This window comes from Nocardia heshunensis, assembly GCF_054782115.1.
Genome location: NZ_BAAGTC010000005.1, coordinates 496,187 through 522,469 on the forward strand (window position 1 = coordinate 496,187; position 26,283 = coordinate 522,469).

A 26,283-nucleotide genomic window follows, 5' to 3' on the forward strand; every position below is an offset into this window, starting at 1 on the left:
CCAGATGCGGATTTCGACCGGGTCGGCGATCACGATCGCGGGCCTCATGACCACTGTCCTGTTCACCGCCGCTCAGGCCGATGCCGATACGCAGGTGCCACTGCCCGGCGGGACCGGCCAATTCACCGGCCCGGACGGCGTGGTGGTGCAGCTGACGCGCAGCGGTGAGCAAGCCGATATCTCGGGATCGATGGCGGCGAGCCCGCTTTCGCGCAATGTCATGGTGTCGGCGGTGGCGGCGGTCACCGTGACCGCACCGCCCGGCGTCACCGTCACGGGTGGTCGCATCGAGACCGGCTATCTGGTGGGCTGCCAGGTCGATCTCGGCAGCAAGTCGACGGTCGAAGGCAGCGGAAACAGCGCAGGCAACGACAATTCCAAACAGGGCGGCGGCAACCAGGCGCCCGGTGGCGACGGCGGCGGCAATGCCGGAGGCAACGGCGGCGGTAATGGCGGAGGAGGCTACGGCGGCGGAGGCGGCGGCGGATTGACCGTCGGCACCGGCGATCTCGGTGCGGGCATCTCCCCCACCGGCGTCACCCCGTATGCCGACCCGTCCATGTCGCTGACGCTCAAGCCGGGCAAGGTCGGCACCAAGGCGATCCAGACCTACAACTTCACCGGCACCTCCGGCGTCACCCAGTATGTGGGCCACGACCTGACCATCGACGGCTGCGCCGGATACGCCGAAGCACGCTCCTACACAACGGTTCTGGTGCAGGACAACGTCATGGACATCACGCAGACCCTGTGGGGCCAGCCCTTCAGCATCGGCTGACCGGCACGGGCCATCGAAGCGGTCAAGCCGCCGACGCCAGGGCGCGGGCGGGGCCGAGGCGCGGGACGCTGGTCACCGCGACGCTGATGCGGGCGAGGCTCACCGATGCGCCCAGGGTAACCGGCAGCACCACGAGATCGCGGGGCGCTTCGGCGACCAAGGCCAGCAGCGTGATCAACAGGGTCGCGTCGATGAACGTGACCGCCGCCGCGGTGACGAGCAGGGCCTTGGCGGCCAATCGCGGTGGGAGGCGCACGAATCGGCTCGCACGGCCGGTCGAGGCGATGGCGAGGACGGCGAACGGCACACCGACGAGCACGGCGAGGGCCATCAACACGAGACCGAAGACCGTCAGCGACAGCGGTACCGCGCTGAACGAGCCCAGCAGCGCCGCGGTGCCCCACAGCAGCCCGATCACCGGGCCCATGGAGGTCAGGGTGCAGCCGTAGCGGTGAATCCGCTTGCTCGACAACACCGTTGCGAAGCCGTCGGCGACCTCATCGGGCCCGCCGAATTCGTCGACGGCAGCCATTGCCGCATGCTCGGGTGAAAGTCCCTGTGTGCGATGATATTCCGCAGCCTCGCAGAGGCCATCGCCGATCTCGGCGAGGATCGCCTGTCGTTCCCACCAGGTACCCGTCAGATGGGCACGCAGGTCATCGAGATAATCGTCGATCACAGTGCGGGGCATGGCTGTTCCCCCATTCCGGCAGTCCCCTCCATCAGTCCGCCGACGGCCGCCACGAAGTCCCGCCAGGACGCCCGCTCGATCCCGAGGCGGCGGTGACCGGCGGCACTGAGCGTGTAGGTGCGCCGCCGCCGGCCGCCTTCACTGGACCAGGTGCCGTCGATCAGCCCGGCTTGTTCGAGCCGGTGCAGCGCCGGATAGATGGTGCCCTTCGGCAGGTCGAAGTGCCCGCCGGTGCGAAGGCGCAGCGCGTCGATGACGCCGTAGCCGTGGCGCGGGCCGTCGGCGAGCACGGCCAGGATCATGCCGTCCAGGTGCCCTTTCAGCACTTCTGCGCTCATGGGTAGCAAGCCTACCCTTCGAGGGGAAAGTCGCCTAGCCTATGGGTAGCGTCCCTACCCATAGGAGGTTTCCGGTGCGCTTCAGGATCGCGAGTGTAGTGGTCGCGTTCGTCACCGCCGGGGTGCTCACCGGCTGCGGATCGGGAGGTCTGCCCGATGCCGGGCTGATGATGCGCGATGCCGCGATCGCCGCCGGCGCAATGGGTTCCGCGCATGTGGTGCTGCAGGCCGAGGGCACGGTGCCGGGTTTCCCGCTGCGCACGCTCGAGGCCGACGTGTCCAAGAGCGACGGGGGCAGCGCGAGTGGTGCGGCGACGCTGCCCACCGGGGCAGTGACCCGGTTCGTCGCCTCGCAGGGCAAGGTATTCGGCAAGTCCGACAAGGGCACCCTCGTCCCGATGCCCGCGGGCTTTCCCAGCCCGAGCGCGATGATCGGGCGCGACGGCGGGCTGGCGCAGCTGCTGCGTTCGCTGCGCGACCCCGAAACCGTTGGGCGCGAACAGTTCGACGGTGTCGACGCGTTCGAGATCCACGCGGTCGTGCCCGCCCGATCAGTCGCGTCGTTGCTGCCGGGCACGACCGAGGACGCGACCTTGACGGTCTGGGTGCGAGTGCGCGGCGCCCACCTCCCGCTGCGGACCGTGCTCGGTTTCTCGCAGCACCCGGACGCGCATCTGACCGTCACGGTGTCCAAACCACAATCGGCCTCGGTGCCGGGCATCGAATCGTGAAGGGACCCGAAATGCCGGACAACACCATCGAAGTCGTCGATCTCAATGTCAACCGCGGTAAGCAGCAGGTGCTGCACGACATCGGTTTCGCGCTGCCGCCGGGCAGTGTGACCGGGCTGCTCGGCCCCAGCGGATCGGGCAAGACGACGCTGCTGCGCGCCATCGTGGGCGTGCAGCGCATCCGCTCGGGCAGCGTCACCGTGCTGGGCCGACCTGCTGGGTCGGTCGAGTTGCGCAGGCAGGTCGGCTATGTGACGCAACAGCCTTCGGTCTACGGGGATCTGACCATTCGCCAGAACGCCCGCTATTTCGCGAAGATCCAGGGCACCGGGGCGGCGTCCGCCGATGCCGCGATTCGCGATGTCGGACTGGACGATATCGCCGACCGGATGGTGGACGCGCTCTCCGGCGGCCAACGCGCCCGCGTCTCCCTGGCCTGTGCGCTGCTCGCGAATCCCGCCGTCCTGGTGCTCGACGAACCGACTGTCGGACTGGATCCCGTACTGCGACGCGACATCTGGGCGCAGTTCCACGAACTCGCTTCGGCCGGAACAACTTTGCTGGTGTCGAGTCATGTCATGGACGAGGCGGATCGCTGTGAACGCCTGCTGCTGTTGCGTGACGGGCGACTGCTCGCCGACGAGACGCCCACCGGTCTGCGTGCCGCCACCGACGCACCCGACCTCGAAGAAGCCTTCCTGCGCCTGATCCTGCGACAGGCCGACACCGCCGACGGCCGAAAGGTGTTCGCCTGATGTCTGTTTCGCTCACCCTCGCCACCACGCTGCGCGTGCTCACCCAGGTCCGCCACGACCGCCGCACCATCGCCCTGGTCATCACCGTCCCGAGCCTGCTTCTTGCGCTGCTGCGCTTCATCTTCGACGACCGGCTCGACATCTTCGATCAGATCGGCCTGATGCTGCTCGGCATCTTCCCCTTCACCTCGATGTTCCTGATCACCAGCGTCGCAATGCTGCGCGAGCGGGTCAGCGGCACCCTCGAACGCCTGCTCAGCACTCCCCTGCACAAACTCGATCTGCTCTTCGGCTACGCCATCGCCTTCGCCATCCTGGCCGCCATCCAAGCGTCCCTGGCCTGCGCCGTCGCCTACGGCCTGCTGAACCTGCGTACCCAGGGCAATATCGCAACGGTCCTGCTCATCGCCGTCAGCACCGCCATCCTCGGTTGCTGCACCGGCCTTTTCACCAGTGCCTTCGCCCGCACCGAATTCCAAGCCCTCCAATTCATGCCCGCCATCGTCTTCCCCCAGATCCTGCTCTGCGGCCTGATCTGGCCCCGCGAGGAAATGTCGACAGCCCTGCAGATCGCCAGCGATGCCATGCCTTTGCGCTATGCGGCCGAAGCCATGAGTGAGGTCGGCACGTTCCCGCTGCCAACCACCCGCCTCTGGCTGGACCTGCTCGTCCTGGCCGCCTTCGCCGTAGCAACCCTTTTCGCCGGTGCGGCCACCTTGCGCAGGCAGAGCAACTGATCGCCCCGGCTAGCCGATGATCGCTTGTCCGGGTATCCCGCAGGTGGAGGTTGCCGGTGCGCCGCCGAACCGCTGGCCGATCCAGTCGAGGGCGGCGGGGCTACCGGCGACATTGCCGGTGAGGTGCTCGACCACCGGGTACTTGTGGTAGGTGACGTCCACGCCGCGGGCGCAGTAGTCGCCGACGAGCCCGTCGGCGTCGGCGACGGGCGCGACTTCGTCGTTCAGTGCGTGGTAGAGGTACAGCGGTGCCGACGGCGTCCCGTACGCCCCGGGCCCGCAGCGTGCCGAGAACCGTTGCGATGGTCGGAATGTCGAGCAGGCTGACGCCGCCCGGCGTGGCCGTGTGGTCGCGCAACCGCATCATCGGGTACGCGGCCTCGAGTTGCAACAGGCACACGCCGCCGACGGTATTGCGCAGTCCGGCATCGGGAAAGTACGACTCGATCCCGAGCTCGGGATAGGCCCGGCCGATGCCCAGTGCCGCGGCCGCCGCAATGGGCCCGGAGAAGGTGCCGTCGATCGCCCGCGCCGTCGACGAGATATCCACGGTCACACCGCCTGCCGCCACGCCCCGCAGATTCAGCTCCGGTGCGTAGGCGGCCGCGAGTTCCGCCGCGAACTCACTGCCGCGCGCGCCACCGGAGTAGCCGAAGATCGCGACCGGCGTCGCCGAACCGGAAAGCCCTGCGGGCGCGAAGTTCTCGGCCGCCCGGATCGCATCCAGGGTGTCCCGTCCCTCCACATACCCGGCCGCGAACTCACCATCGGGCCCGAGATAGTCCGGAACCACAACCGTCCATCCCCGCTCCAACGCCCGAGCGAGATAGAGCATGTCGAATTCCATGACCCCACTGGTCGTCTGCGCCGAAATCCCCGCCTGCAGCTGAGCCGACGGAAAACACTGCGGCGCAAGCGCATCGATGATCGCGTCATACGCCAACAACACCGGCGGCTCCACCCGAGCCACCGGCCGCAACACCGTCGCCACCGTCGTCCAAGCCCCACCCTGCGTGTTCTGACTGACATACCGCACCTGCCACGCCGAAAACGCAGCCCCGGTAGGAATGCTCGGAATCCCCACCGAATGCGCCTCGACCACATCCCCATCCCGCCGCTGTCCGCAGCAGATCGCCCCTCACCCACCGGCGCCAGCACAATCACAGCCATCAACACCGCGGCAGTCAAAACGGTACCCAGCGCAGCACGAACAGCTCGCAAGACAAACCTCGCAATTCATCACAGGTGTGGACTAGGACCGGGAACGAAATGCAGGCGACCAAGATCTCGACGCGAGACTAACAAGCCCCACCGAATTCGACGGGAACCTGGCTGCAATTTTCGGATCCGTGTGTGGCTCGACGCGGGCAAACGGACAGCGGCGCGGAAGGCCCAGTCCGGCAGACTATTTCGGACAAAATCCCGGATCACCCCGCGTATCGTCGAACAGGAATCGTGGAAACGGAAGGAAGCGCGGGTGAGGGGCGCACTCGACCCGGGGCACGTGTTCGCCGGATACGAGATCGAATACCTGCTCGGTTCGGGCGGGATGGGTGAGGTGTATCTCGCATCGGACCGAGACCTGCCTCGCAAGATCGCATTGAAGGTGCTGCGACCATTGGCGAGCATCGATCCGGACTCGCGAAAGCGATTCGCGCGCGAGGCGAAGGCCGTGGCGGCCCTGGTTCATCCGAACATCGTTCCGATTCACGCGGGCGGGGAAGAAAACGGGCGGCCGTGGATCGCCATGGCCTACATCGACGGCCCCGATCTCGAGTGGGAGCTACAGAGCGGCCCGCTCGAGCTGGAACGGTCGGTTTCCATCATCACCGATATCGCGGAGGCTCTGGATTACGCACATCACAGCGGGATTCTGCATCGGGATGTGAAGCCCGCCAATGTGCTACTCACCAAGGGCCCGCGAGAACGAGCGATTCTGAGCGACTTCGGTATCGCCAAAGCGACGAACGACACCAGTCAACTGACCACGACCTCCAACATGATCGGCTCGTTCCGGTATGCGGCACCTGAACGCTTCGATTCGAATGCGGCTGTTGACGCGCGGGCCGATGTGTACTCCCTCGGTTGCACGCTCTACCAGTTCCTGACGGGCGTTCCTCCCTACCGGGGTGATGCCATGCAACTCGTCGCGGCGCACGCCAACGCCCCCATCCCGGCACCGAGCAGTGAAAACCCGACCGTGCCAGGCGACTTCGACGACATCGTTGTACAGGCGCTTTCCAAGCTTCCAGCTGGTCGTTTCGGCAGCTGTTCCGAGCTGGCGACGGCTGTCCGGCGAGCATTCGAATCCTCCCCACGGCCACTGCATCGGCTGCAGCAAATAATGGATGCCTGGCCGGACATCCGGGCAAAGACCAGAGAGTATGGGGCGGCCGTCCAGGCGATGCTGACCGGCGCGTCGATCATCCGGATCGAAGGCACCACCATCGTCTTCACCCATGTGCACACGCCGCTGGCACGCCGACTCGAGCAACCGCAGAACCTCGAGGCGCTCCGGTCTGCGGTCCGGTCGGTACTGCGCAGCGATGACTACGAGATTCGATGGGAGGTTGGGACATCCGCGCCTCCGCTGCGCCACGGCCCGCGAACGCCACCGGCCGCCGGCGCTCCGCGATCTCGTGTGCGCCCGCCGACAGCGCCTTCTCCGTAGCCGCTGCGCACGAGTGAACGCCGTTGCTGGGCAACGGCGTTCACTCGCTATTGGGTGCCGACTTCGGTCAGGGGATGGTCAGGATCTGGCCGACGTTGATCATGTCCGGGTTGTCGAGGCCGTTGGCTCGGACGATGTCCATGAAGCGGTCTCGGCTGCCGAGTTCGCGTTCCGCGATGGATTCGAGGGTGTCGCCGGGCTCGACGGTGTAGGGGTGGGGGCCGCCTGCCGGTTGGGTGGCGGGGGTGGTTTGTTCGGTCGCGGTCTTGGTGGACCAGATGCCCTTGTCGCCCGCGTACAGGACCACATTGCGGTCCGGTTGCAGGGTTAGGCGGGTTGCGCCTGTGCCGTTGGTGCCGGTGGACCAGGCGGGGGTGCCGTCGGATTTGTAGAGGACGAAGTTGCCGTCGTCTTGCATGGTGGCTCGTTGGACGTCTTGGCCGTGGGTGCCGGACGCCCAGACTTCGGTGCCGGCTTCGGTCAGGACCAGATTTCCGTCGTTCTGCAGGGTCAGGGAGTAGCCGCCGTTCTGTAGCGAGCTGCCCAGACCGAGCTCATCACCGATCTGCAAGGTGTCGCTCACGATTGTTCCTTTCGGAGAAGGTTCATTCGCTGTCGATCAATCACCTAGTACGCGGTCATGCACCCGGATCGACGATACGCCGGTGGCTACGCACGGCATTGCGGCGGTTCCCGCAGGTGGACCGCTCAGCCCGGTCCGCCGTTGGCGAAGACGGCGCTGGCCCGCACGATTCGTTGTCCGTCGATGGACAGGTAGCAGTTGGCGAAGCCGAGGCGATTGCCGATCTTCTGGATATCGGTGGTCGCGACGACCACGTCGCCTTTCGCCGCGGTGCCGACGAAGTCGACGGTGAGGTTGGCCGTGACCAGGCGCAAGGGTGGCTCTTGCGCAAAGGCGCTCGCATAGCCGAGTGCGACGTCCGCCAGCGCCGCGAGCACGCCACCGTGGGCGAATCCGCGCGCATTGACGTGGCGGTTGTCGATGGCGAGGGCGAATTCGAGGCCGTGCTCGTCACTGCGGGACCACAACGGACCGATCAGGTCGAGGAACGGGCTCGTCCGGGGGTACACCGAGAAACCGGGCAGCGGCGGCTCCATGTCACGACCTGCTTTCCCGAGAGGATCGGACCCGATGATGTCACGTCTCACAGAGCGGCAGAACCGCTTTGATCAGGGCCGCCTGGTGCAGGGCGTCGGCGTGGGTCGCCTGCACGGTGGTCAGGACACTGTCGGCGAGTTGAACAGTGCAGGTGGGTTGCGCCAGTTCGGTTCGGTCGCCGGCCAATTCGTCGATGATCTCGGCGTTGACGCGGTCGATGATCGAACGGACCGGGGCGAGGTCTCCGGTGGTAGCGGTGGGTGGGAGGAGGTTGTAGCGCCATTGGGTGACGAGGCCGCGTTGGACGATCTTGTTCGCGTCGATCTGGGCGGCGAAAACCTGCCGGACCCAGTCGGCCGGTAGGGACTTGTCCGCGCCCAACTTCGCCATGGAGTCGTAGACCTGGGCCTCGCGGACCGGGTCGTCGATGGTCGGTTGGGTGCCGTCGGCGAGCGAGGCCGCCCATTTGACGGCTGCCACGGTGTCCGCGGTCTGGAGGCGTTCGGCCACCAGACCGACCAACCGGTCCAAGGATGCAGGGTCGGCTTGGGCCGCACCTGCTCCGGTGGCCGGTCCGCCGAGCACGACGATCGACGAGAGTGCCGCTACTACTACGCCCTTCACGCGAAGATCATGAATCAATTTGTGTGCCGCCACCATTCGAGGAAGTGGATGAGAGTGGGTGTGGGGGTTTCGGGGCCGTGTAGCCAGGCCAGTTGGATCGAGATTGTCGGGGGGTCACGGTCGAAGGGGATGACCACGACGTTCTTGTGGGCGATGCGGGTCGCGCGTTTGCGGTCGAGGATGCTGATGCCGACGCCGGTCGAGACCGAGTCGAGGACTTGTTCGGCGTCGGTTTCCTCGGCGACGAGACGCGGCGCGCCCTCGCCCCAGATGTGGCCGATCAGTTCGTCGTAGAACTCGGGGCCCGCGCGGCGCGACCACAGCACGATGGGTTCGTCGACGATATCGGCAATGCAGACCGTCGGGCGCTCGGCGAGCGGGTGCTCGCTGGCGACGACGACGGCGGCCTCCTGCATCGCGACCACGCGGGTCGCGATGCGCGGATTCGCAATGCTGCCGCGCACGAATGCCACATCGATTTCCCCGGATTCCAGCAGGTCGAGATTCCACGACGTCCAGCCGGTGATGGTGGAAACCGCGATTTCGGGGAATTGCCGCCGAAATTCCCTGATACGCCGGGAAATATCACTGTCGGTGCCGGAACGGGTGAATGCGATCTTCAATTCACCGGCGGTGCCGGTGGCACGGGCGCGCACGGTGCGTTCCAGATCGGCGGCGACAGCGAGGAGTTGCTGTGCGCCGTCCCGCAGCGCGACACCCGCCGAGGTCAGGGCGAAGGAACGGCCGGTGCGGGCGAGCAATTCGACGCCCAGCTCCTTCTCCAGCGTCTTGATCTGCTGCGACAGCGCGGGCTGGGTGATGTGCAGCGCCTCGGCCGCGCGCCCGAAATGCCGGTGCTCGGCGACTGCCAGGAAGTAACGGATACGACGGAGGTCGTCCACGGCCACAGCCTAATCGAGGGGACCACGCCTGGCGCGCCGACGGTTGCGGGCACCGTCGGATCGGAGCCTGACCACCCCGGATAAGGGGTCCTTATCGGTAGCAAGCAAGAACGAATTGGACCGGGACCGGGCAGCGCTTCAAGACTGGATTCATGCCTTCCACCGTCGCCACCGCCATCGCCGAAAGCCTGCGAGCCCGAGGAATTTCCGAATTCTTCGGGCAAAGTCTGCCGTCGCTGCTGGTGTTGGCGGCCGAGGATCTCGGTATTCGCCAGATCGTCTATCGCACCGAGAACGCGGGCGGCGCGATGGCGGATGGTTTCGCCCGGGTCGCGCGGCGCTGCTCGGTGGTCGTCGCCCAGAACGGTCCCGCCGCAACGCTTCTGGTGCCGCCGCTGACCGAGGCGGCGAAGGTGTCGATTCCGGTGGTCGCCTTCGTCCAGGATGTGCCGACCTCGGTGCGCAACCGGAATGCTTTCCAGGAGATCGACCACCGCAGCCTGTTCTCCGGCTGCTGCACGTGGTTCGACCGGCTCGACGATCCCGCGCGTGTGCACGACTATGTCGACGCGGCTTTTCGAGCGGCGACCAGCGGCAGGCCGGGTCCGGCGGTGCTGATGCTGCCCAAGGACATCCTCGAGCAAGCTGCTCCCCCGGTACCGGTCGCTCGTGCGATCGGGTCCGCGCACTTCCCGCTCGACCGTGTCCGCCCACCCGCCGCGGCCGTGCGTGCCGCGGCGGAACTGCTGGCCCGAGCCGATCGGCCGCTGATCGTGGCGGGCGGCGGCGCGATCTCCTCCGATGCGGGCGCGGCCGTGGCTCGGCTCAGTGAGCTGGCGTCGCTACCGGTCGCCACCACTCCTATGGGCAAGGGCATCGTCCCGGACACCGCCGCCCTCAGCGTCGGCGTGATCGGGAACTACATGGGTCCACACGGTGTCTCGCACGGCCTGCGGGACTGGATCGCCGGAGCGGACGCGGTACTGCTCGCCGGGACCCGGACCAACGAGAACGGCACCGACGGCTGGAGCCTGTTCGCGGCGGACGCCGACTTCGTCCACCTCGATATCGATCCCACCGAGATCGGACGCAACTACCCGTCGCTGCGCCTCGCCGGTGATGTTCGCACCGGCCTGGAAGATCTCATCACCGCCCTCGGCGACCTCGACCTGAGCAAGCGCACCGCGCAACGACCGTCCGTCACCGATCGGATCGCCACGGCCCGCACCGAATACGAGACGACCACCGCCGCCGTCCGCACCACCGACCGCACCCCGCTGCGTCCCGAACGCGTCGCCGACGAGATCAATACCGTGCTCCCGGACGACGCCATCGTGGTCGCCGACGCCAGCTACTCCTCCATCTGGGTGGCCAACTACATCCGCGCCACCACCGACACCCAGCGCTTTGTGCTGCCGCGCGGGATGGCCGGGCTGGGTTGGGGCCTGCCGCTGGCGCTCGGCGCCAAGGCCGCACGCCCGGGCTCGCCGGTCATCTGTGTGGTCGGCGACGGCGGATTCGCCCACTGCTGGGCCGAATTGGAGACCGCCGTACGCGAACACCTCGACATCGTGGTCGTGGTGCTGAACAACGCGATCCTCGGCTTCCAGAAACACGCCGAGATCGTGCAGTTCGGGCGGCCGACCTCGGCCGTCGAACTCGGACCCGTCGATCATGCGCAGATCGCGATCGCGTGCGGCGCACGCGGTCACACCGTCCACACCGATGTGGAACTGCGCGAGCACCTGTCCAAGGCGCTCGTCGATCCGGTGACCACCGTCCTGGACGTGATCACCGACCCCGACGCCTATCCGCCCATCACCGGCTGGGATACCGCAACGACGCTGACCACCCACCTCGCCGGCCGTCACTGATCACCGCACGCCGAAAATACGGAGACAGCAATGGCTTTCGATTACACCGCCCACTTCGAGAAGAAGATCCACGATATCCGCGCCTCCGGCCAGTACCGCACCTTCGTCGAGATCGAACGCCTGGCCGGGCGATTTCCCCAAGCGGTGCACCACCATCCGGACGGGCTGCGCGAGATCACCGTGTGGTGCAGCAACGATCACCTCGGCATGGGCCAGTTCCCGTCCGTGGTCGAGGCCATGCACCGGTCGATCAACCGCTCGGGGGTGGCCGCGGGCGGATCCCGCAATATCTCCGGCAACAACCACACCCACATTCAGCTGGAACGCGAAGTGGCACAACTACATCGCAAGGAGGCGGGACTCACCTTCATCACCGGTTACGCGGTCAACGACGCCGTGCTGGGTGTGCTCGGCAAGCAGTTGCCCGGGGTGGTGTTCTTCTCCGACGAGCAGAATCACGCGTCCATGATTCTCGGCATGCGTTCCTCGCGCGCCGAGCGCCGCATCTTCCGCCACAACGATCCCGCCCATCTCGAGGAGTTACTCGCGGCCACCGATCCGGACCTGCCGAAGGTGGTGGCCTTCGAATCCATCTACTCGATGGACGGCGATATCGCGCCGATGCCCGAACTGTGCGCTGTGGCAAAGAAATACGGTGCGCTCGTGTTCGTGGACGAGGCGCATTCGGTGGGCATGTACGGCCCCGAGGGTTCCGGGATGGCCGCCCAGCTGGGATGCGCGGATCAGGTGGATCTGCTGATGGGCACCTTCGCCAAGGGCTACGGCACCCTCGGCGGCTATGTCACCGGTCCCGCACCGATTCTGGACGCGGTGCGCAGCTTCGCGCCCGCGTTCATCTTCACCCTCGCCATGCCGCCCGCCCTGGCCGCCGCCGCACTGGCGAGCGTGCGCCATCTGCGCGACTCCGACAACGAGCGCATCCTGCTGCACCACCGCGCCCACCTGATGCAGACGCTGCTGCTCGATGCCGGAATTCCCTTGGTCTCCACCGAAAGTCACATCGTCCCGGTGCTGGTCGGTGACCCGCACCAGTGCAAGCGGCTGGCCGACATCCTCCTGGAAGAACACCTTCAGTACGCGCAGCCGATCAATTTTCCGTCGGTCGCGCGCGGCACCGAACGACTGCGGATCAATCCCTCGCCTGTGCACAGCCCCGCGGCGGTGCACAGGTTCGCGGAGATCGTGGATTCGGTGTGGACGCAGCTGGGGCTGCCGCGGCGTTCGGGGCGACCGGCCGCCGCGCTCGAGGTGCGGGAGAAGGTCTCGGTATGAGTGTCGGCACCACTCGGCCCCGGGCCTCGACTACGTTGCCGGAGAGCGGGTCCGAGACGCCGTGGGCGCAGCACGTCCTGCTCTACGCGGTGTTCTTCCTGATGGGCGCGGAGATGTATCTGGTCGCGCCGATGCTGGGCGCGATCGCCGGTTCGCTGCACGCTTCGGTCGCTGCGACGGCGACCGTCGTCACCTCGTACGTTCTGGTCTACGCGGTCGCCGGTCCCCCGTTCGGCATCCTGGCCGATCGCTATCCGCGACGCTGGTCGATTCTGCTCGGCTCGCAGGTGTTTCTCGTCGGCAATCTCGTGTGCGCCCTGTCGAATTCGCTGCCGATGCTGGTGACCGCCCGCGGCGTGACCGGGCTGGGCGCGGCGATCGCCGCCCCCGCGATCTGGGCGTACCTGGCCGAACGCACCCCGCAGCGGCAGCGCGGCCGGGTGATCTCGCTGGGCGCGAGCGTCTATTCGCTCGGGCAGGTGCTCGGCGTCCCGCTCGGCGCGGCGCTGGCGTCGTTCACCAGTTGGCGTTGGCCGTTTCTCGCGGTCGGCGTGCTCATGGTGGTGATGTCGGCGGTGCTGTATGCGCGGCTCGATCAGCTGCCGGTGACCGGCTCGGCACGTGGCTTCCGGGCGCTGGCGGCACCGTGGACGCAGCCACGCATCAGCCTGGGCCTGATCGCGACACTGCTGCTGCAGGCGGGCCGCCTCGGCGCGTACACGTTCATCGGCGTGCTGTTCACGCGGCGATTCGGATTCGACCTCACCGCACTAGGACTCGTCGGACTGCTCGTCGGCGCGGGATCGCTGATCGGATCACTCAGCGCCGGAACGATTCTGGATCGTCTGCACCGCCACGGTGTGACCGGACTCTGGGTCTCCGTGATCGCCGCGGCGGCGTTCGTGCCCTGCGCGGTGGTGGCCGTGAGCTCCTCGACCATGGTGGTCGCGCTCGCCGCCCTCACCCTGTGGTGCGTGTTCGGCGGCGCGTTCTACTCCAGCCAGCAGGCGTATCTCTCCTCGGCCGATCCGACCCAGCGCGCCTCGGTCGTTGCCTGGAACAACTCGATGATGAACGCGGGCATCGCGATCGGCACCACCGTGCTCGGCACCCTCGCCGTCGGTGGCGCCGGGTTCGCGAGCGTGACCGGGCTGCTGAGTGTCGCCGCCACCGCGGTCTCCGTGGCCTTGCTCCTGCTCGTTCGAAAGGATCGTCAGCCGGTATGACTTCCGCTCCGGCCGCCGTCGCGGCTCCCCGCGTCACCCTCCCCGTCGCCGTAAAGGCGCAGGGCCCTTACATTTTCGATGAGGAAGGCAAGCAGTATCTGGACGGCTCCTCCGGTGTCCTCAACGTCAATATCGGCCACTCGCATCCGCGCGTACTGCGGGCCATGGAGGCGCAACTGCAGCAGCTGACCTTCGTGCACCGCACCCACTTCCGCAATGATCCCGCGCGGCGGCTCACCCAGCGCCTGCTCGCCATCGGCCCCGCCGGGACGGCCGCCGTCGAATACAGCAACTCCGGCTCCGAAGCCAATGAATGCGCGCTGCGGCTGGCCTTCGCCTACCAGTACCGTCGCGGCGAGACCGGACGCACCGTCATTCTGTCCGAACAGCCCAGCTACCACGGGATGACGGCCGGGGCGCTGTCGGTGACCGGCAGCCCCGGCAAGCGCGACCCCTCGGTCGAACCGCTGCTCGCAACGCCAGCCGGTCACCGAATCCTGGTGCGCCCCAAGCCGGGACGACGCCGCGCGACCCACGAGGAATGGGCACAGGCCATCCTGGCCGCCGGACCGTCGCGGATCGCGGCCATCCTCATCGAACCACTCGGCGGCGCGTCCTCCGGTGCCGCGCCCATCGACCCCGAAACCATGTACTGGCTGCGCCAGGAGACCGCGCGCAACGGGATCGTGCTCATCGCCGACGAGGTCATGTCCGGCTTCGGCCGCACCGGACGCTGGTGGGCCGCCGACCATTCCGCCGTCGCCCCCGACCTGCTCACCTCCGGCAAGGGCGTCACCGGCGGCTACACCAGCCTCGCGGTCACCTTTGTCGCCGAAACCGTGACCAGGGCGATCGGCGAACCGCTGGGGCCGATCGCCCTGGGCCACACCATGTCCGCCAACCCGCTCGCCTGCGCGGCCGCCGACGCGGTGCTCAGCGTCCTCGAGGACGAGGCATTGTTGGCCAACGCCGCTGCGCGCGGTAACGAACTCGCGGCGGCGCTGACCGGATTGTGCGACCGCTACCCTGGGCTGCTCACCGATCAATCCGGGATCGGGTTGATGCGAGCGATCCACCTCGACCCCGGCCGACCGGCTGACACCAACCAGCGAATCCTGGCCGCCGCCAAGGACAACGGCCTCATCCTGTGCACGGCGGGCATCGACGCCACCACCCGCTCGGTTCTGGTGGCACCGCCGCTCAACTGCACCTCCGAGCTGATCACCGAACTCGCCGCCCGCCTCGACGCCGCGCTAGGCCAGGTTGGGGCGGGATTGGTCGATCAGCTTCGGGCAGGCTCCACCGACCGCGCTTCGACCACGGCATCGATCTCCACCGGCGTGCGGTAGCTGTAGTCGTCGCGGTCGAAACGGACTGCCTTGCGGTAGGTCTTCAGCAGCGACCAGGGCCGGATGTACGGGGATTTGCCCTGGGAGTTGATAAAGTAGCTGTTGGAGCCCTCGCAGCGAGTTTCCAAGTAGTAGGCCAGGTTTCGGCCGCTGCGCAGGATCTCCCGATGGAACCGCTCCTGGGCTTCCGCGCGTACTTCCACGATGGTGGCGTTGCGGCGGCGGGTCTCGTCGATGACGGCGGCGATGTGCCGCATGGCGTTCTCCACGAAGTAGTGGAACGCGGTGCCGGTCCAGGAGTACGGCCCGATCATGATGAACCGGTTCGGGATACCCGCGACCGAGGTGCTGTAGTAGGCCTTGAGCTCGTCGGTGTTGTAGAAGACCCCGAGGTCGAATCCGTCACGGCCGATGACGGTTCCGGGCTTGTAGCTCTCCGGGTCGGAGAACACCTCGTAACCGGTGGCGACCACCAAGGCGTCGATCTCTCGCTCGATGCCGTCGGCGCTGCGGATGCCGGTCGGGGTGATCTCCGCGATCCCGGCGGTGACAAGCTCGACATTGTCGCGGTTGAGCGTCGGCAGGTAGTCCCCGCCCGCCCCACCGCGGATGCACACGATCCCGAAATCGGGACGCAGTTGCTTGCGGATCTCCTTGTCGTCCACCTTGTAGCGCACCCACCCGGCATAAGCGTTGCGGCCCACGAAGTCGACCAGCCGAGCCCCGGATCGCCACAGCGGCGCGGGCGTATAGATCGCGACCCGCAGCATGGTGTCGACCACGGTCTGCGCGATGCCATTGGCGACGGCGGAACCGCCGGGCAGGGCGAGCAGTCGCTGCATCCACGGGCGCAGCACGAAATCCGGTTTCGGCAGGTACACCTGCGGGGTGCGCTGGTAGATGTCGAGCCGCTCGACCTGGGCGGCGAGCTTGGGCGCGATCTGCATGGTGCTGGCGCCGACGCCGATGATGCCGACTCGCTTGCCGGTGAAGTCGTAGTCGTGATTCCACTGCGCCGGATGCATGGAAACGCCGGTATAGGAGGCCAATCCGGGGATGTTCGGGGTGGTCTTCGCATTGATGTACGCGCCGACGGCACTGATGACGAAGCGTGCGGTGATGATCTCCCCGGAATCGACGTGCAGCCGCCACAACGCGTGCTCGTCGTCCCACTCCTCGCGAACGATGCTGGTGTCGAAGCGCATGCGGCGCGGCAGATCGTAATCGGCCGCGACCTCACGCAGGTACTCCAGGATCTGGTCACGCTTGGCGAACAGCCGATCCCAATCGGGTTTGCGCGCGAAGGAGAACTGGTAGGTGGTGCTGGGGATATCGCAGCCGGCGTCGGGATAACTGTGGCTGTACCAGGTGCCGCCGAGCCCACCGACGCGATCGACGATCAGGAAGTCCTCGATCCCGATCTCCTGGAGTTTCACTCCTGCACAGATGCCGCCGATTCCGGCACCGATCACGACCACCTCGTGCTGCGGCGTGTCGGCGATCGTGCGCCGAGATCCGTTGCGGCGGCTCACTTGACACCTTCCTCGGCACGCAGGGTGCTCGGCACGACCGAGGCACTTCCGTTCGTGGATGCCGGTGGCGGCGTGATTGTGCGCGCCACCTCCGCGACCCGGCGACGGAACAGCGGGCCGATCCCGACGAGCCGGTAGGCGCCGCGCCACAGCGGCGGGAACCAGGTGGAGAAGCGCAGCGGCAGTCGCGGAGTGACCGCGATCGTCCAGACCACCTTCGAGCGGCCGTCACCGAGATCGGCGAAGGTCATGTCCTCGGCATACAGGCGCACCAGCAGAAACTGACTCCAATTCCCGCTCACCACACCGAAGGTGATGCGCTCGTTCGGCACGTAGCGCCAGAATTTCTCGCGCTCCACCCACACGGACCGCAGCGGCGCGAAGACCGAACCCATCTCCCGCACGACACCGACACCGCGCGCCTCGGACGGGTAGATCACTCCGACGCAGGGCGCGGGCAGCCAGCTCCAGGCGCGATCGTCGTCGATGGCGGTCCACACCGCCTGCACCGGTGCGTCGAAGACGCCTTCGACGGTGATAACCAATGCAGCGGTGTCGAAGACGGTGTCATCGACCGCCGGTTGCGCGGCGGGCCGCTGGGTGTGCAGGAACGAGGTCACGGTCATGGTCGTCTCCAGTCCGGGGTGATCACTGTGCGAATGCGGCGAGCCGCGTCGTGCTGTAGCGGTAGTGGTCCAGCGGGAAATGCCGGTTGCTCCAATACATTCCGGCTTGGGTCGTCGCCCGGAACGCGGGCCCGTCGCCCTGGTAGTTGATGTAGTAGGTGCGCGAATCCGCGCAGCCCTGCTTGAACAGGTAGGTGTTCTTGTTGCGGGCGTACATGCGAGCGAAGTACGCGTCGTGCGGCTCCCGGCGAATCTCCACCCGGGTCGCGCCCCGGCGCAGCGTCTCCTTGATCGCGCGGGCACTGTGCGCGGCGGTCGCCTCGATGAGCGGGATCACCGAACCCGGCGCGTACCCGTAGGGCCCGAAGATGTGGAACATATTGGGGAACGCGGGCACCGAGACGCCCTCGTACGCCTGGTACTTGTTGGCGTCCCAGAACTCACCCAATTCGACTCCGCCACAGCCGTATACGGGATACGGCGGGGTCGCGCCGCGGTCCATGACCTGAAATCCCGTGGCGGTGACCACCATGTCGAATTCGCGCAGCGCACCGTCCTCGGTGGCGATGCCGTCCGCCGTGAACTTCTCGATCGGCGTGGTCACCAGCTCGACGTGCGGGCGCGTGAAGGTCCTGAAGTAGGTGTTCGAGATCGAGGGCCGCTTGCAGCCGAGCCGGTAGGTCGGCGTGAGCGCGCGGCGCAGTTCACCATCGCGAATCCGGCTGAACAGGTACGCCTTCAGCGCCGCCTCCCCCGCACCCAGCACGGCCGAGGTCAGGCGCGGATAATCCGACAGCGCGAGCCCGATCCCCAGGAAGGCGTTGACCGCGACATTGCCGATCCCGCGCACCGCCTGCTGCGCGGGCGGGAAGTCGAGCACCCGATTGCTCCACGCGCCCATCCGGAAATCGGGTTTGGGCGCGACCCAGATGGCGGTGCGCTGGAAGACCGTCAGCTGTTCGACCACGTCGGCCAGCTGCGGAATCACCTGTAGCGCAGTCGCTCCGGTGCCGATCACCGCGACGCGTTTGCCGCGGAAGTCATAGGAGTGATCCCAGCGCGCAGTGTGCATCAACTGCCCGGAATAGCTGTCGATGCCCGCGATCGCCGGCGGCTTGGGCTGTTCGAGCGCGCCGACCGCGCTCACCAGGAATCGAGCGGTGATCTCGTCACCGGCCGTGGTGCGCACCCGCCACAGGTCCGCGGCTTCGTCGAAGCGCGCGTCGACCGCCCCGCAACCCAGCCGCAGCTTGTCGCGCAGGCCCTGCCGGTCCACCACTTCCTCGGCGTAGCGCTGGATCTCGTTGCCGGGCGGGAAGAATCGCGACCACTGCGAGCGCTGCTGGAACGAGAAGTTGTAGATCGGCGCGGGCACATCGACGGCCACGCCCGGATAGGTGTTGGCGTTCCAGGTGCCGCCGACCCTGTCCCACTTGTCGATGATCAGAAAGTCGTCGATGCCCGCGCGGCGCAGCGCCACACCGGTCCCGATCCCGCCGAATCCCGCACCGATGACGAGCACCTCGAACGACGGCGTGATTACTCCCGGACTCGCCTGCGCCATAAATCGACTCCCCTGTCGTGAACGCCCACCCGCCGCGAATAGCGCACTGACCTGTGCACAATTAGCAGATGAAGATGTCATCAAAATAAACCGTCCCAGACAGATGCGCAAGAGCAGGCGGCGAACCGCACGGTCCACGGCGGCGGATCGGCGCCCGCCTACGATGTGCTGGATGACCGAACCAGCCAAGCGCGGCCGCGGACCCGGCCGGCCGCGCGACGAGCAGAACACCGAGCGGCGACGACGCGAGCTCATCGAGGCCGCCTACCGGGTGTTCACCACCAAGGGCTACGCCGCGGCCTCGGCCGCGGACATCGCCGCCGAGGTGGGCGTCGGTTACGGCACCTTCTACCGCTACTTCGACAGCAAGCGCGCGATCCTCGACGATGTCGTGGACTACGGCCTGGATCGGCTGCTCACCGAAATCGCCGGTGGCGTCTTCGAACCCGCGACGCTGGATCACGAGGTCACCCTCGAGGAGCTGATGGCCACCTGGTCGGGTGCGGTCGAGCGGATGTGCCACATCGCCGAATCCGATCCGGCGCTGATGAACGCCATGCTGTTCGAAATGCCGGGCATCGACGAGGAACTCAACAGCCGCATCCTCGGTCTCGGCGGCATCCTCGCCGCCACCGTCGACCGATTCCTGTCCCGCGCGGTCGATTCCGGGCTGCTGCGCGACGACGTCGATACCGACGATGTCGGCTGGATGCTGCTGGCGCTGACCATTCCGCCGGTCATGCGCGCATTGCAGGGCCGGGGCGCGGCGGACCGGCAGCGCTACATCGACACCGCCCTGGCCGTGCTCGGTCCGGGACTGCGCAGCGCGCAAACTCCCAATTAGCCGACGCACGCGTCTGCTAATCTCGGCTCAGCGTCGCAGGGAGGCGGTCGATGGTGAAGGACCTACCGGTATCCCGGGCCCGCCGCGGGGCGCAGGTGGGCAAACTCATTGCCGGTCAAGCCGTTCGAGGCGCCGGGGTCACCCTGGCGATGGTGCGCGACACCGAGGAGGAACACCTCGCTCGCACCGAGCGCGCGCTCGTCGCGGCGGCCGAGGACATCGTCACCGTGCTCGGCAGCATGAAGGGCCTGGCCATGAAGGCCGGACAGCTGCTGTCGATGTTCGATCTGCTCAGCGTGTTCACCACCGCGCGCCTGTCCGCGCACCAGCGGGAACGCTTCCAGCGCAAGCTCACCGCGCTCTACGACCAGTCCGCACCGGTGCCGTTCGCGCAGCTGCGCACGGTCATCGAGGGCGATTACGGCCGCCGGATCGAGGAGGTGTTCGCCGAATTCGACGAATCCCCCATCGGCGCGGCCTCGATCGGCCAGGTGTATCGGGCTCGCCTGCACGACGGCCGTGCGGTCGCCGTCAAGGTCCAGTACCCCGGCATCGATGTCGCCATCCGGGCCGACATCAAGAATCTCGCGTTGGTGGTGCGCATGCTGCGCGGGGTCGCGCCCGCGCTCGCCGATCACGCGATCCTGCGCGAACTCACCACCCGGTTCGCCGAGGAGATCGACTACCGCACCGAGGCCGCCAATCACGCGACCATGGCCGAGATGTTCGCGGGCCATCCGTTCGTGCGCATCCCCGCCATCGTGACCGAGCTGTGCACCGCGCGCGTGCTGGTCACCGAACTCATCGACGGGCAGCGCTTCGAGGAGATCGCGGCCCTCCCCGATGCCGAGCGCAATCGGGTCGGCGAGATCCTGCTGCGCTTCTACCTGGGCACGATGATCCGGGAACGGCGTTTCACCGGCGATCCGCATCCGGGCAATATCATGCTCGCGCCCGACGGGGCGGTCGTCTTCCTCGACTTCGGGCTGCTCAAGCACATGGACGATGCCGCCGTGGAATTCGAACTCGCCTGTGTCCGTGCGGCCGCGGAGTACCGCAGCGCCGACCTGCGCGCACTGTTCGTGGATTACGGCCTGCTGGAACAGGATTCAGCGGCCACCGCGGACCTGTGCCTGCGGCTGGTGCACGAGGTCTCGGGCTGGCTGCTGACCGACGCCGAGATTCGCGTCGCCGAGGAGGCCGCCGCGGCCGCCCTGTTCACCTTCGTCGATCCGCGGCGCGGCTATTTCGAGCACTGGCGTCGCGAATACGCGCCCGCCGAGCACGCTTTCGCGCGGCGGGTGGAGTACGGCACGCTGGCGCTGCTCGGCAAACTGCGCGCCAGCGGCAACTGGCATCGGATCGGTCGCGAATGGTTCTACCGCGAACCACCACGCACCGAACTGGGTGTGCTGGAACAGCATTGGCTGGACCGCCGACCCGCGCTCGGGTGACGCCAATCACTCGCCGTTTGACGCGTTTGCCCGAGGCTGACGCGTTTCACCCTGGCCGTGCGGCGATTATGTAGCAACACTTGGTGTTCGAACCACACCGAAGGGTATGGCGAGTGCGAGGAGACACCTTGTCGTTTTCCCGAGACGGGTCTGTTGCCTATTCCCGAGACGGCGCTGTTGCCTACGTGATCGAGGCTTTGGAAGCCAAGGGCACGGCCAGCCGCGACGACTTCGATGTGCCCGGGATCGTCGCCGCATCCCACGCGATCATCGAGGACTGGGACTTCACGGTCATGGAGCGCTCCCTGTTCTGGGGCATCGCCTCCGTCTTCATGAAGGTGTGACACCGGCTCGCGGCGCGTGCCCGCGGGTGACCACGGCCCAGCGCAACGCCACCCGGCGCATGGAAGCCGGATCCGCGTAACCGAGCAGTTCCGCCTGTCGACTCCGGCTCACCGGGCCACCGGTCGACGCCGCGGCGAGACGCGCCGAGCGCGCCCGATCCAACTCACGCCGCCAGGTCGTGCCCGCATCGGCCAAGCGGCGCTGCAGGGTTCGCGGGCTGGTGGCCAGCCTGCGCGCGACCCGATCCAGCGACACGTCACCGTCATCGAGTGCCTCGGCCACCGCCACCGCGACCCGATCAGGCCATGCGGACGACAACGGCGGAGGCGGCGGCAACGCCTCGGCCAGCGGACGCAGCACGGTCGCCAGCACCGGATCGGCCGTGGTGAGAGGCAGATTCATGTCGGTGGCTCGGAAAACCATCGCGTCGGTATCCGCCTCGAATTCGATCACCGCGTCCCCGAACACTTCCCGGTACGCGTCGAGCTGACGCGGGGCGGAACGTCGCAGTGACACCCGGACCGGATTCAGTGGAGCGTCGATGATGCGCCGGGCCCTGGTCAGTACCGCGGTCAAGCCCCACAGCTGGGTGTGGTCGCGGGTCGCGTCGCCGCCATCGACCATGTCGAGGGTCAGCGCCGGGCCATGTGGGGTGTCGACAAGATCGAAGCGATGGTTGGTGGTGACGGCGCTGACGTAGGGACCGCAGGTCGCCAACCCCGCACCCAGTGTGGGCGCGCTGCTGAACAGATAGTCGTAGAGCCCGGTCGCCTTGAGCTGGTAGCGGCTCGCGACCCGCAGCGCCACATTCGGATCGCCCAGCTGCTTCGCCCCGACTTCCCACAGCCGCCAGAAGGATTCGCTGGGCACATGCACCCCGCCGCCGGTCAACGTCCAGTCCGGCACCCCGCATTCGCTGATCAGGCGACGCCGATCCAATCCCATCGCCGTTAGCTGGGAGATCACGAACCGATGCAACAGAGTCTGATCCGTACCCAAAACGCCCCTCCTGCCGCCTCATCCACCCGGACGGCAAGGCTATACCGTGCGGGCCGTGCGAAACCTGGCAATGTGCGCGAGGTTCGGCGGCGGATCAGATTCCCGAGCGCGCCTGGGCCCGGTCCGCGGCAGCGACGTGGCTGCGCAGGGCCGGTGCTATTTCCGTGCCGAGCCGGTGGACGGACTCCGCGACGAGTTCCCTCGGCAGTCCACCCCAGTCGACGAGAGCCTGGACGCGATCGAAGTGCAGGGCGTCGTACAGCTCGGCGAGTTTGGCGATGACGTGCTCGCTGGTGCCGATCATGAGGTGTCGGCCCGGGTGCAGACCGAGCTGGAATTGGCCCGGGGTGACGGTGAATCCGCCGCCGCCCTGATGCTTGGGGCGCAGGAAGTCGTAGTAGTACGGGTAGGTGGCCGCCGCGGCTTCCATGGTCGGTGCGCCGAAGTAGTGCAGGGCTACCCCCAGTCGCAGGTTGTCGGTGTTGCCGGATTGCGCACCGGCTTCCCGATAGATGCCGGCCAGGGTTTGCAGGCGGTCGGGTGAGCCGCCGATGTAGCCGAGGATCATGGGCAGGCCGAGGTATCCGGCGCGAGCCGCGCTGCCGGGCGTGCCGCCGACGCCCAGCCATACGGGCAGCCGATCCTGTACCGCGCGTGGGGTGATGGCGGCGTCCTCGAGATCCGGACGGAATTCACCGTGCCAGGTGAGGGACGGATTGGCGCGGACCTGGAGCAGTAGGTCGAGCTTCTCGGCGAAAAGCTCGTCGTAGCGGCTCATGTCGGCACCGAAGAGGGTGAACGGTTCCGGATAGGCGCTGCGGCCCACGGTGATCTCGGCGCGGCCGTGGCTGATCAGATCGAGGGTCGCGAAGTCCTGGTAGACGCGGACCGGATCGAGAGCGCCCAGCGTGGTGACCGAGCTGGTCAGGCGAATCCTGTTGGTGCGGTTGGCGATCGCCGCCAGCACCACCGCCGGAGAAGAGACCACAAAGTCGGTGTTGTGATGCTCCCCCAGCCCGAAATGATCCAGTCCCAGCCCATCGGCCTGCACCCCCAGCGCCACGATCTGTTCGATCCGCTCGACGGCTGTGCGCGGACTGCCGTCCACGGTGACCGGCTGCAGATCGGCCAATGACGCGATGCCGATATCGATCCCGGCTGTGGATTGTGCTGTGGCGGTGGTGATCTCACTACTCATGCCTAGTACGCTATAGATTTTATAGTGCGCTATCAATTGTGATAGTAACTACGTCATGAGAAGGAATAACCGTGGGTGAGGACACCAAGCCCGACTTCCACTCTGCGATCGAATTGATCGGCAAGCGGTGGACCGGGTTGGTGCTGTGGCAGCTACTGGGCGGCCCGCTGCGCTTCAACGAACTACGCGAGCGCATTCCCCGCATCACCGACGCGATGCTGTCGCAGCGGCTGAAGGAACTCGAGGGGGCCGAGGTGGTCGAGCGGCTGGTGACGGTCGCTCGCCCGGTCGAGGTCCGCTACGCGCTGACCCCCGTCGGCACCAAGCTCGAGCCGGTGCTCGACGCCGTGCTGACCTGGAGCAGGGAGTGGGCGGCGGCGCATCGGCCACCGGGGTGACCGGAAAACCAATCGAGCCCCGGACCGGTCTGCGACGGTACGGGGCTCGCTGGTTTGTCGCTCATGATGATCACTCAGCGTGCTCGACGGCTCAGGACGCTACAGCGCCCGATGCATGCGCGTCCGCTGGTTGTGCGTTGCAACACGCACACTGTCCAGTGGCTGTTGCGCAGCCCCGGCGGGCGGCGGGTTCGGCGGGGGAAGTCGTCGATGTCGGTGGGGCTGGGTAGCGTTCGGGGTTGTGGAGACTGGGGAACACATTCAGCAGCTGGCCGACCGGATCGTGGCCTTGCGCGACGCCTACTACCAGGGATCGCCGCTGGTAGCGGACGCGGACTATGACGCCGTCGAAGACGAGTTGCGCGGGTTGATCGCGGCGCATCCGGAACTCGCGCCCGATCCGAATCCGCTCGAGCAGGTCGGCGCGACCTCGGTGCTGCATGCGCCGGTGCGGCATTCGCGGCCGATGCTGTCGCTGGAGAAGTCCACGACGGCCGAGCAGGTGGCCGCGTTCTTCGACCGGTTCCCGGGGCAGTCGGTGGTGGTGATGCCCAAGCTGGACGGCTTGTCGCTGGCGCTGGTCTACGAGGACGGTCGGCTGACGCGCGCGGTGACCCGGGGTGACGGCACCACGGGTGACGATGTGACGCCACTGGTCCGCGCGCTGGTCGACGGTGTGCCCGAGCGCATCGAGTCGGCGGGCCGGGTCGAGGTGCGCGGTGAAGCGGTCATGCTGCGTTCGACTTTCGACGCCTACAACCTCGCGCATCCGGACAAGCCGCTGATCAACCCGCGCAATGCCGCGGCGGGCACGCTGCGTGCGAAGGATCCGGCCACCGTGGCCGAGCGGCGTCTGCAGTTCTTCGGTTTCGATCTGGACGCCCCGGCCGACGCCGCCCTGGTCGATCTCGAGGACGGGCTGCGCGCACTGGGATTCACGGGCGCGACCATGCGGCACTGCGACGACGCCGAGCAGGCGCAGGCCGCGATCGGCGCGATCGAGCAGGGCCGCAACGATCTCGACTACGACCTCGACGGCGCGGTGCTGCGCCTGGCCGACCGCGACGCCTACGCCGCGGCCGGGACCCGCTCGAACTCGCCGCGCGGCGCGCTGGCCTACAAGTTCGCTGCCGAGGAGAAGACCACGATCCTGGCCGATGTGGTCTGGGATGTCGGCAAGACCGGCAAGATCGTTCCGGTCGCCTGGCTGGAGCCGGTCTTCGTCGGCGGCACCACGGTCACCAAGGCCACGCTGGCCAATCAAGAGGTGATCAAGGCCCGCGACATCAAGATCGGTGACACGGTGCTGGTCCGCCGCGCCGGGGATGTGATCCCGTTCGTGGCGGGCGTGCTCGACGCCGCTCGGCGCACGGGCACCGAACGCGACATCGTCGCGCCCACCGTCTGCCCGTCCTGCGGGCAGCCGGTGACCGAGCAGGGCAACAGCCGGGAACTGTTCTGCACCAATGCTTCCTGTCCGGCGCAGACGGTACGCCGCCTCATCCACTGGTCCTCGCGACCGGCGGCCGACATCGACGCCATCGGCGGGGTGTGGATCGAAAGGCTCGCCGACGCGGGCATTCTGAACAATCCGTCCGACTTCTACCTGCTGACCAAGGAGCGGCTGCTCGAATTCGACGGCATCGGCGAGGTTTCCGCGCAGCGCATGATCGACTCGATCGACGCGAGCCGCGACGTCGGTCTGCGGCGCGCCCTGATCGGCCTGGCCATTCCGATGGCGTCGGAGGGCACCGCCGCGCGGCTGGCCCGCTCGGGATTCGGCTCGCTCGAGGAGGTCGCCGACGCGGGTGAGGAGCGCCTGGTCGCGGTGGAGGACATCGGCACGAAGGTCGCCGCCTCCCTGACCGCGCACCTGACCCGCCTGCGCCCGGAGCTCGAACGCCTACGCGCGGCGGGTGTTTCGCTCGATGTCCGCGCGGAGGATCTGCCCCCGGTGGTCGCGGCCGGTGCGCCCCTGGAGGGCAAGACGATCGTCGTCACCGGCGCGATCAGTGATCCGCGTTCCGGCGAGAAGGTCGCCCGGCCGACCTTCGTGCGCCTGTGCGAGAAGGCGGGCGCGACCGCCGCGTCCTCGGTTTCGGCCAATACCGATCTGCTCATCACCGGTGCGGGTGTCGGCGACGCCAAGCTGACCAAGGCGGAGAAGCTCGGTGTCGAGGTGGTCGATCAGAACGAGATCTGGAACCTGCTGATCGAGGCGAATATCGTCTAGC

26 protein-coding genes and 1 pseudogene are annotated in these 26,283 nt (G+C 67.3%); 14 read left to right on the forward strand and 13 right to left on the reverse strand.

Annotation, left to right across the window (positions count from 1 at the left end; all coding sequences use genetic code 11):
- Positions 1 to 4: 4 nt before the first annotated feature.
- Positions 5 to 778: an MspA family porin gene (locus ACYVN4_RS21085; RefSeq protein WP_460723661.1), complete on the forward strand. Its 774-nt coding sequence runs from the start codon at positions 5 to 7 to the stop codon at positions 776 to 778.
- A gap of 22 nt (positions 779 to 800) precedes the next feature.
- Here the strand turns inward: ACYVN4_RS21085 and ACYVN4_RS21090 are convergent, their stop codons facing one another.
- Together ACYVN4_RS21090 and ACYVN4_RS21095 are read right to left on the reverse strand one after the other, a co-directional pair.
- Entirely contained in the window at positions 801 to 1,469 is a 669-nt protein-coding gene (locus tag ACYVN4_RS21090; RefSeq protein WP_460723662.1) for a permease prefix domain 1-containing protein, read from the reverse strand.
- Entirely contained in the window at positions 1,454 to 1,807 is a 354-nt protein-coding gene (locus tag ACYVN4_RS21095) for a PadR family transcriptional regulator (RefSeq protein WP_460723663.1), read from the reverse strand. Before ACYVN4_RS21095 ends, ACYVN4_RS21090 begins: the two co-directional genes overlap by 16 nt.
- 74 nt (positions 1,808 to 1,881) lie before the next feature.
- On the opposite strand from ACYVN4_RS21095, the gene ACYVN4_RS21100 reads away from it, so the two are divergent.
- The 3 genes from ACYVN4_RS21100 to ACYVN4_RS21110 are packed head-to-tail and all read left to right on the forward strand — an operon-like array spanning position 1,882 to position 4,030.
- A complete protein-coding gene (locus tag ACYVN4_RS21100; protein ID WP_460723664.1) occupies positions 1,882 to 2,538 on the forward strand; it encodes an LppX_LprAFG lipoprotein in 657 nt (218 codons plus the stop codon).
- A gap of 11 nt (positions 2,539 to 2,549) precedes the next feature.
- A complete protein-coding gene (locus ACYVN4_RS21105) occupies positions 2,550 to 3,293 on the forward strand; it encodes an ABC transporter ATP-binding protein (RefSeq protein ID WP_460723665.1) in 744 nt (247 codons plus the stop codon).
- Positions 3,293 to 4,030, forward strand: a complete 738-nt coding sequence (locus ACYVN4_RS21110; protein WP_460723666.1) for an ABC transporter permease — start codon at positions 3,293 to 3,295, stop codon at positions 4,028 to 4,030. Before ACYVN4_RS21105 ends, ACYVN4_RS21110 begins: the two co-directional genes overlap by 1 nt.
- 9 nt (positions 4,031 to 4,039) lie before the next feature.
- Here ACYVN4_RS21110 and ACYVN4_RS21115 read toward each other — a convergent pair whose 3' ends face one another.
- Both ACYVN4_RS21115 and ACYVN4_RS21120 read right to left on the reverse strand, forming a co-directional pair.
- The gene (locus tag ACYVN4_RS21115) at positions 4,040 to 4,276 is read right to left on the reverse strand and encodes a lipase family protein (RefSeq protein ID WP_460724055.1); all 237 of its coding nucleotides are present in this window, start codon (positions 4,274 to 4,276) and stop codon (positions 4,040 to 4,042) included.
- A 217-nt stretch (positions 4,277 to 4,493) separates the two neighbouring features.
- Positions 4,494 to 4,877: pseudogene (locus tag ACYVN4_RS21120) on the reverse strand (lipase family protein); the annotation flags it as partial.
- Positions 4,878 to 5,381: 504 nt separating this feature from the next.
- Between ACYVN4_RS21120 and ACYVN4_RS21125 the strand changes: the two are divergent.
- The gene (locus ACYVN4_RS21125; protein WP_460723667.1) at positions 5,382 to 6,701 is read left to right on the forward strand and encodes a serine/threonine-protein kinase; all 1,320 of its coding nucleotides are present in this window, start codon (positions 5,382 to 5,384) and stop codon (positions 6,699 to 6,701) included.
- Between the two features lie 67 nt (positions 6,702 to 6,768).
- On the opposite strand, the gene ACYVN4_RS21130 is transcribed toward ACYVN4_RS21125, so the two are convergent.
- The 4 genes from ACYVN4_RS21130 to ACYVN4_RS21145 form a co-directional block, all read right to left on the reverse strand.
- The gene (locus ACYVN4_RS21130) at positions 6,769 to 7,284 is read right to left on the reverse strand and encodes a LysM peptidoglycan-binding domain-containing protein (RefSeq protein WP_460723668.1); all 516 of its coding nucleotides are present in this window, start codon (positions 7,282 to 7,284) and stop codon (positions 6,769 to 6,771) included.
- A 125-nt stretch (positions 7,285 to 7,409) separates the two neighbouring features.
- Positions 7,410 to 7,820 carry a PaaI family thioesterase gene (locus ACYVN4_RS21135; RefSeq protein ID WP_460723669.1) on the reverse strand — a complete coding sequence of 137 codons (411 nt, stop codon included), beginning with the start codon at positions 7,818 to 7,820 and terminating at the stop codon, positions 7,410 to 7,412.
- A 40-nt stretch (positions 7,821 to 7,860) separates the two neighbouring features.
- Positions 7,861 to 8,445: a gamma subclass chorismate mutase AroQ gene (gene aroQ, locus ACYVN4_RS21140; protein ID WP_460723670.1), complete on the reverse strand. Its 585-nt coding sequence runs from the start codon at positions 8,443 to 8,445 to the stop codon at positions 7,861 to 7,863.
- Positions 8,446 to 8,459: 14 nt separating this feature from the next.
- Positions 8,460 to 9,347 (reverse strand): LysR family transcriptional regulator, encoded by an 888-nt coding sequence (locus ACYVN4_RS21145; protein ID WP_460723671.1) that lies wholly within the window; start codon positions 9,345 to 9,347, stop codon positions 8,460 to 8,462.
- A gap of 152 nt (positions 9,348 to 9,499) precedes the next feature.
- On the opposite strand from ACYVN4_RS21145, the gene ACYVN4_RS21150 reads away from it, so the two are divergent.
- Genes ACYVN4_RS21150 through ACYVN4_RS21165 form a run of 4 tightly spaced genes read left to right on the forward strand, consistent with a single transcriptional unit; the run spans position 9,500 to position 15,089 of the window.
- Positions 9,500 to 11,221: an acetolactate synthase catalytic subunit gene (locus ACYVN4_RS21150; RefSeq protein WP_460723672.1), complete on the forward strand. Its 1,722-nt coding sequence runs from the start codon at positions 9,500 to 9,502 to the stop codon at positions 11,219 to 11,221.
- A 30-nt stretch (positions 11,222 to 11,251) separates the two neighbouring features.
- Positions 11,252 to 12,514 (forward strand): 5-aminolevulinate synthase, encoded by a 1,263-nt coding sequence (gene hemA, locus ACYVN4_RS21155; protein WP_460723673.1) that lies wholly within the window; start codon positions 11,252 to 11,254, stop codon positions 12,512 to 12,514.
- Entirely contained in the window at positions 12,511 to 13,740 is a 1,230-nt protein-coding gene (locus ACYVN4_RS21160) for an MFS transporter (RefSeq protein ID WP_460723674.1), read from the forward strand. The genes hemA and ACYVN4_RS21160 overlap by 4 nt, the downstream gene beginning before the upstream one ends.
- On the forward strand, positions 13,737 to 15,089 hold the full coding sequence (locus ACYVN4_RS21165) for an aminotransferase family protein (RefSeq protein ID WP_460723675.1): 1,353 nt from the start codon (positions 13,737 to 13,739) through the stop codon (positions 15,087 to 15,089). Before ACYVN4_RS21160 ends, ACYVN4_RS21165 begins: the two co-directional genes overlap by 4 nt.
- Here ACYVN4_RS21165 and ACYVN4_RS21170 read toward each other — a convergent pair.
- Genes ACYVN4_RS21170 through ACYVN4_RS21180 form a run of 3 tightly spaced genes read right to left on the reverse strand, consistent with a single transcriptional unit; the run spans position 15,023 to position 18,811 of the window.
- Complete coding sequence (locus tag ACYVN4_RS21170; protein ID WP_460723676.1) at positions 15,023 to 16,621, reverse strand: flavin-containing monooxygenase; 1,599 nt, start codon at positions 16,619 to 16,621, stop codon at positions 15,023 to 15,025. The two genes, ACYVN4_RS21165 and ACYVN4_RS21170, sit on opposite strands and share 67 nt — an antisense overlap.
- Positions 16,618 to 17,247, reverse strand: a complete 630-nt coding sequence (locus tag ACYVN4_RS21175) for an SRPBCC family protein (RefSeq protein ID WP_460723677.1) — start codon at positions 17,245 to 17,247, stop codon at positions 16,618 to 16,620. Before ACYVN4_RS21175 ends, ACYVN4_RS21170 begins: the two co-directional genes overlap by 4 nt.
- Before the next feature lie 22 nt (positions 17,248 to 17,269).
- Positions 17,270 to 18,811 carry a flavin-containing monooxygenase gene (locus ACYVN4_RS21180; protein ID WP_460723678.1) on the reverse strand — a complete coding sequence of 514 codons (1,542 nt, stop codon included), beginning with the start codon at positions 18,809 to 18,811 and terminating at the stop codon, positions 17,270 to 17,272.
- Between the two features lie 172 nt (positions 18,812 to 18,983).
- Here ACYVN4_RS21180 and ACYVN4_RS21185 point away from each other — a divergent pair, with 172 nt between their 5' ends.
- The 3 genes from ACYVN4_RS21185 (at position 18,984) to ACYVN4_RS21195 (ending at position 21,453) form a co-directional block, all read left to right on the forward strand.
- Entirely contained in the window at positions 18,984 to 19,655 is a 672-nt protein-coding gene (locus ACYVN4_RS21185) for a TetR/AcrR family transcriptional regulator (RefSeq protein ID WP_460723679.1), read from the forward strand.
- A gap of 50 nt (positions 19,656 to 19,705) precedes the next feature.
- Positions 19,706 to 21,109, forward strand: coding sequence for an ABC1 kinase family protein (locus tag ACYVN4_RS21190; RefSeq protein ID WP_460723680.1), 1,404 nt, complete (start codon positions 19,706 to 19,708; stop codon positions 21,107 to 21,109).
- Positions 21,110 to 21,237: 128 nt separating this feature from the next.
- On the forward strand, positions 21,238 to 21,453 hold the full coding sequence (locus ACYVN4_RS21195) for a hypothetical protein (RefSeq protein WP_460723681.1): 216 nt from the start codon (positions 21,238 to 21,240) through the stop codon (positions 21,451 to 21,453).
- Here ACYVN4_RS21195 and ACYVN4_RS21200 read toward each other — a convergent pair.
- Positions 21,440 to 22,420: an AraC family transcriptional regulator ligand-binding domain-containing protein gene (locus ACYVN4_RS21200; protein ID WP_460723682.1), complete on the reverse strand. Its 981-nt coding sequence runs from the start codon at positions 22,418 to 22,420 to the stop codon at positions 21,440 to 21,442. The genes ACYVN4_RS21195 and ACYVN4_RS21200 overlap by 14 nt on opposite strands.
- Before the next feature lie 127 nt (positions 22,421 to 22,547).
- On the reverse strand, positions 22,548 to 23,651 hold the full coding sequence (locus ACYVN4_RS21205; RefSeq protein WP_460723683.1) for an LLM class flavin-dependent oxidoreductase: 1,104 nt from the start codon (positions 23,649 to 23,651) through the stop codon (positions 22,548 to 22,550).
- 71 nt (positions 23,652 to 23,722) lie between these two features.
- On the opposite strand from ACYVN4_RS21205, the gene ACYVN4_RS21210 reads away from it, so the two are divergent.
- Both ACYVN4_RS21210 and ligA read left to right on the forward strand, forming a co-directional pair.
- Positions 23,723 to 24,049, forward strand: a complete 327-nt coding sequence (locus ACYVN4_RS21210; RefSeq protein ID WP_460723684.1) for a winged helix-turn-helix transcriptional regulator — start codon at positions 23,723 to 23,725, stop codon at positions 24,047 to 24,049.
- A gap of 241 nt (positions 24,050 to 24,290) precedes the next feature.
- Positions 24,291 to 26,282: an NAD-dependent DNA ligase LigA gene (ligA, locus tag ACYVN4_RS21215; protein WP_460723685.1), complete on the forward strand. Its 1,992-nt coding sequence runs from the start codon at positions 24,291 to 24,293 to the stop codon at positions 26,280 to 26,282.
- Position 26,283: the final 1 nt, after the last annotated feature.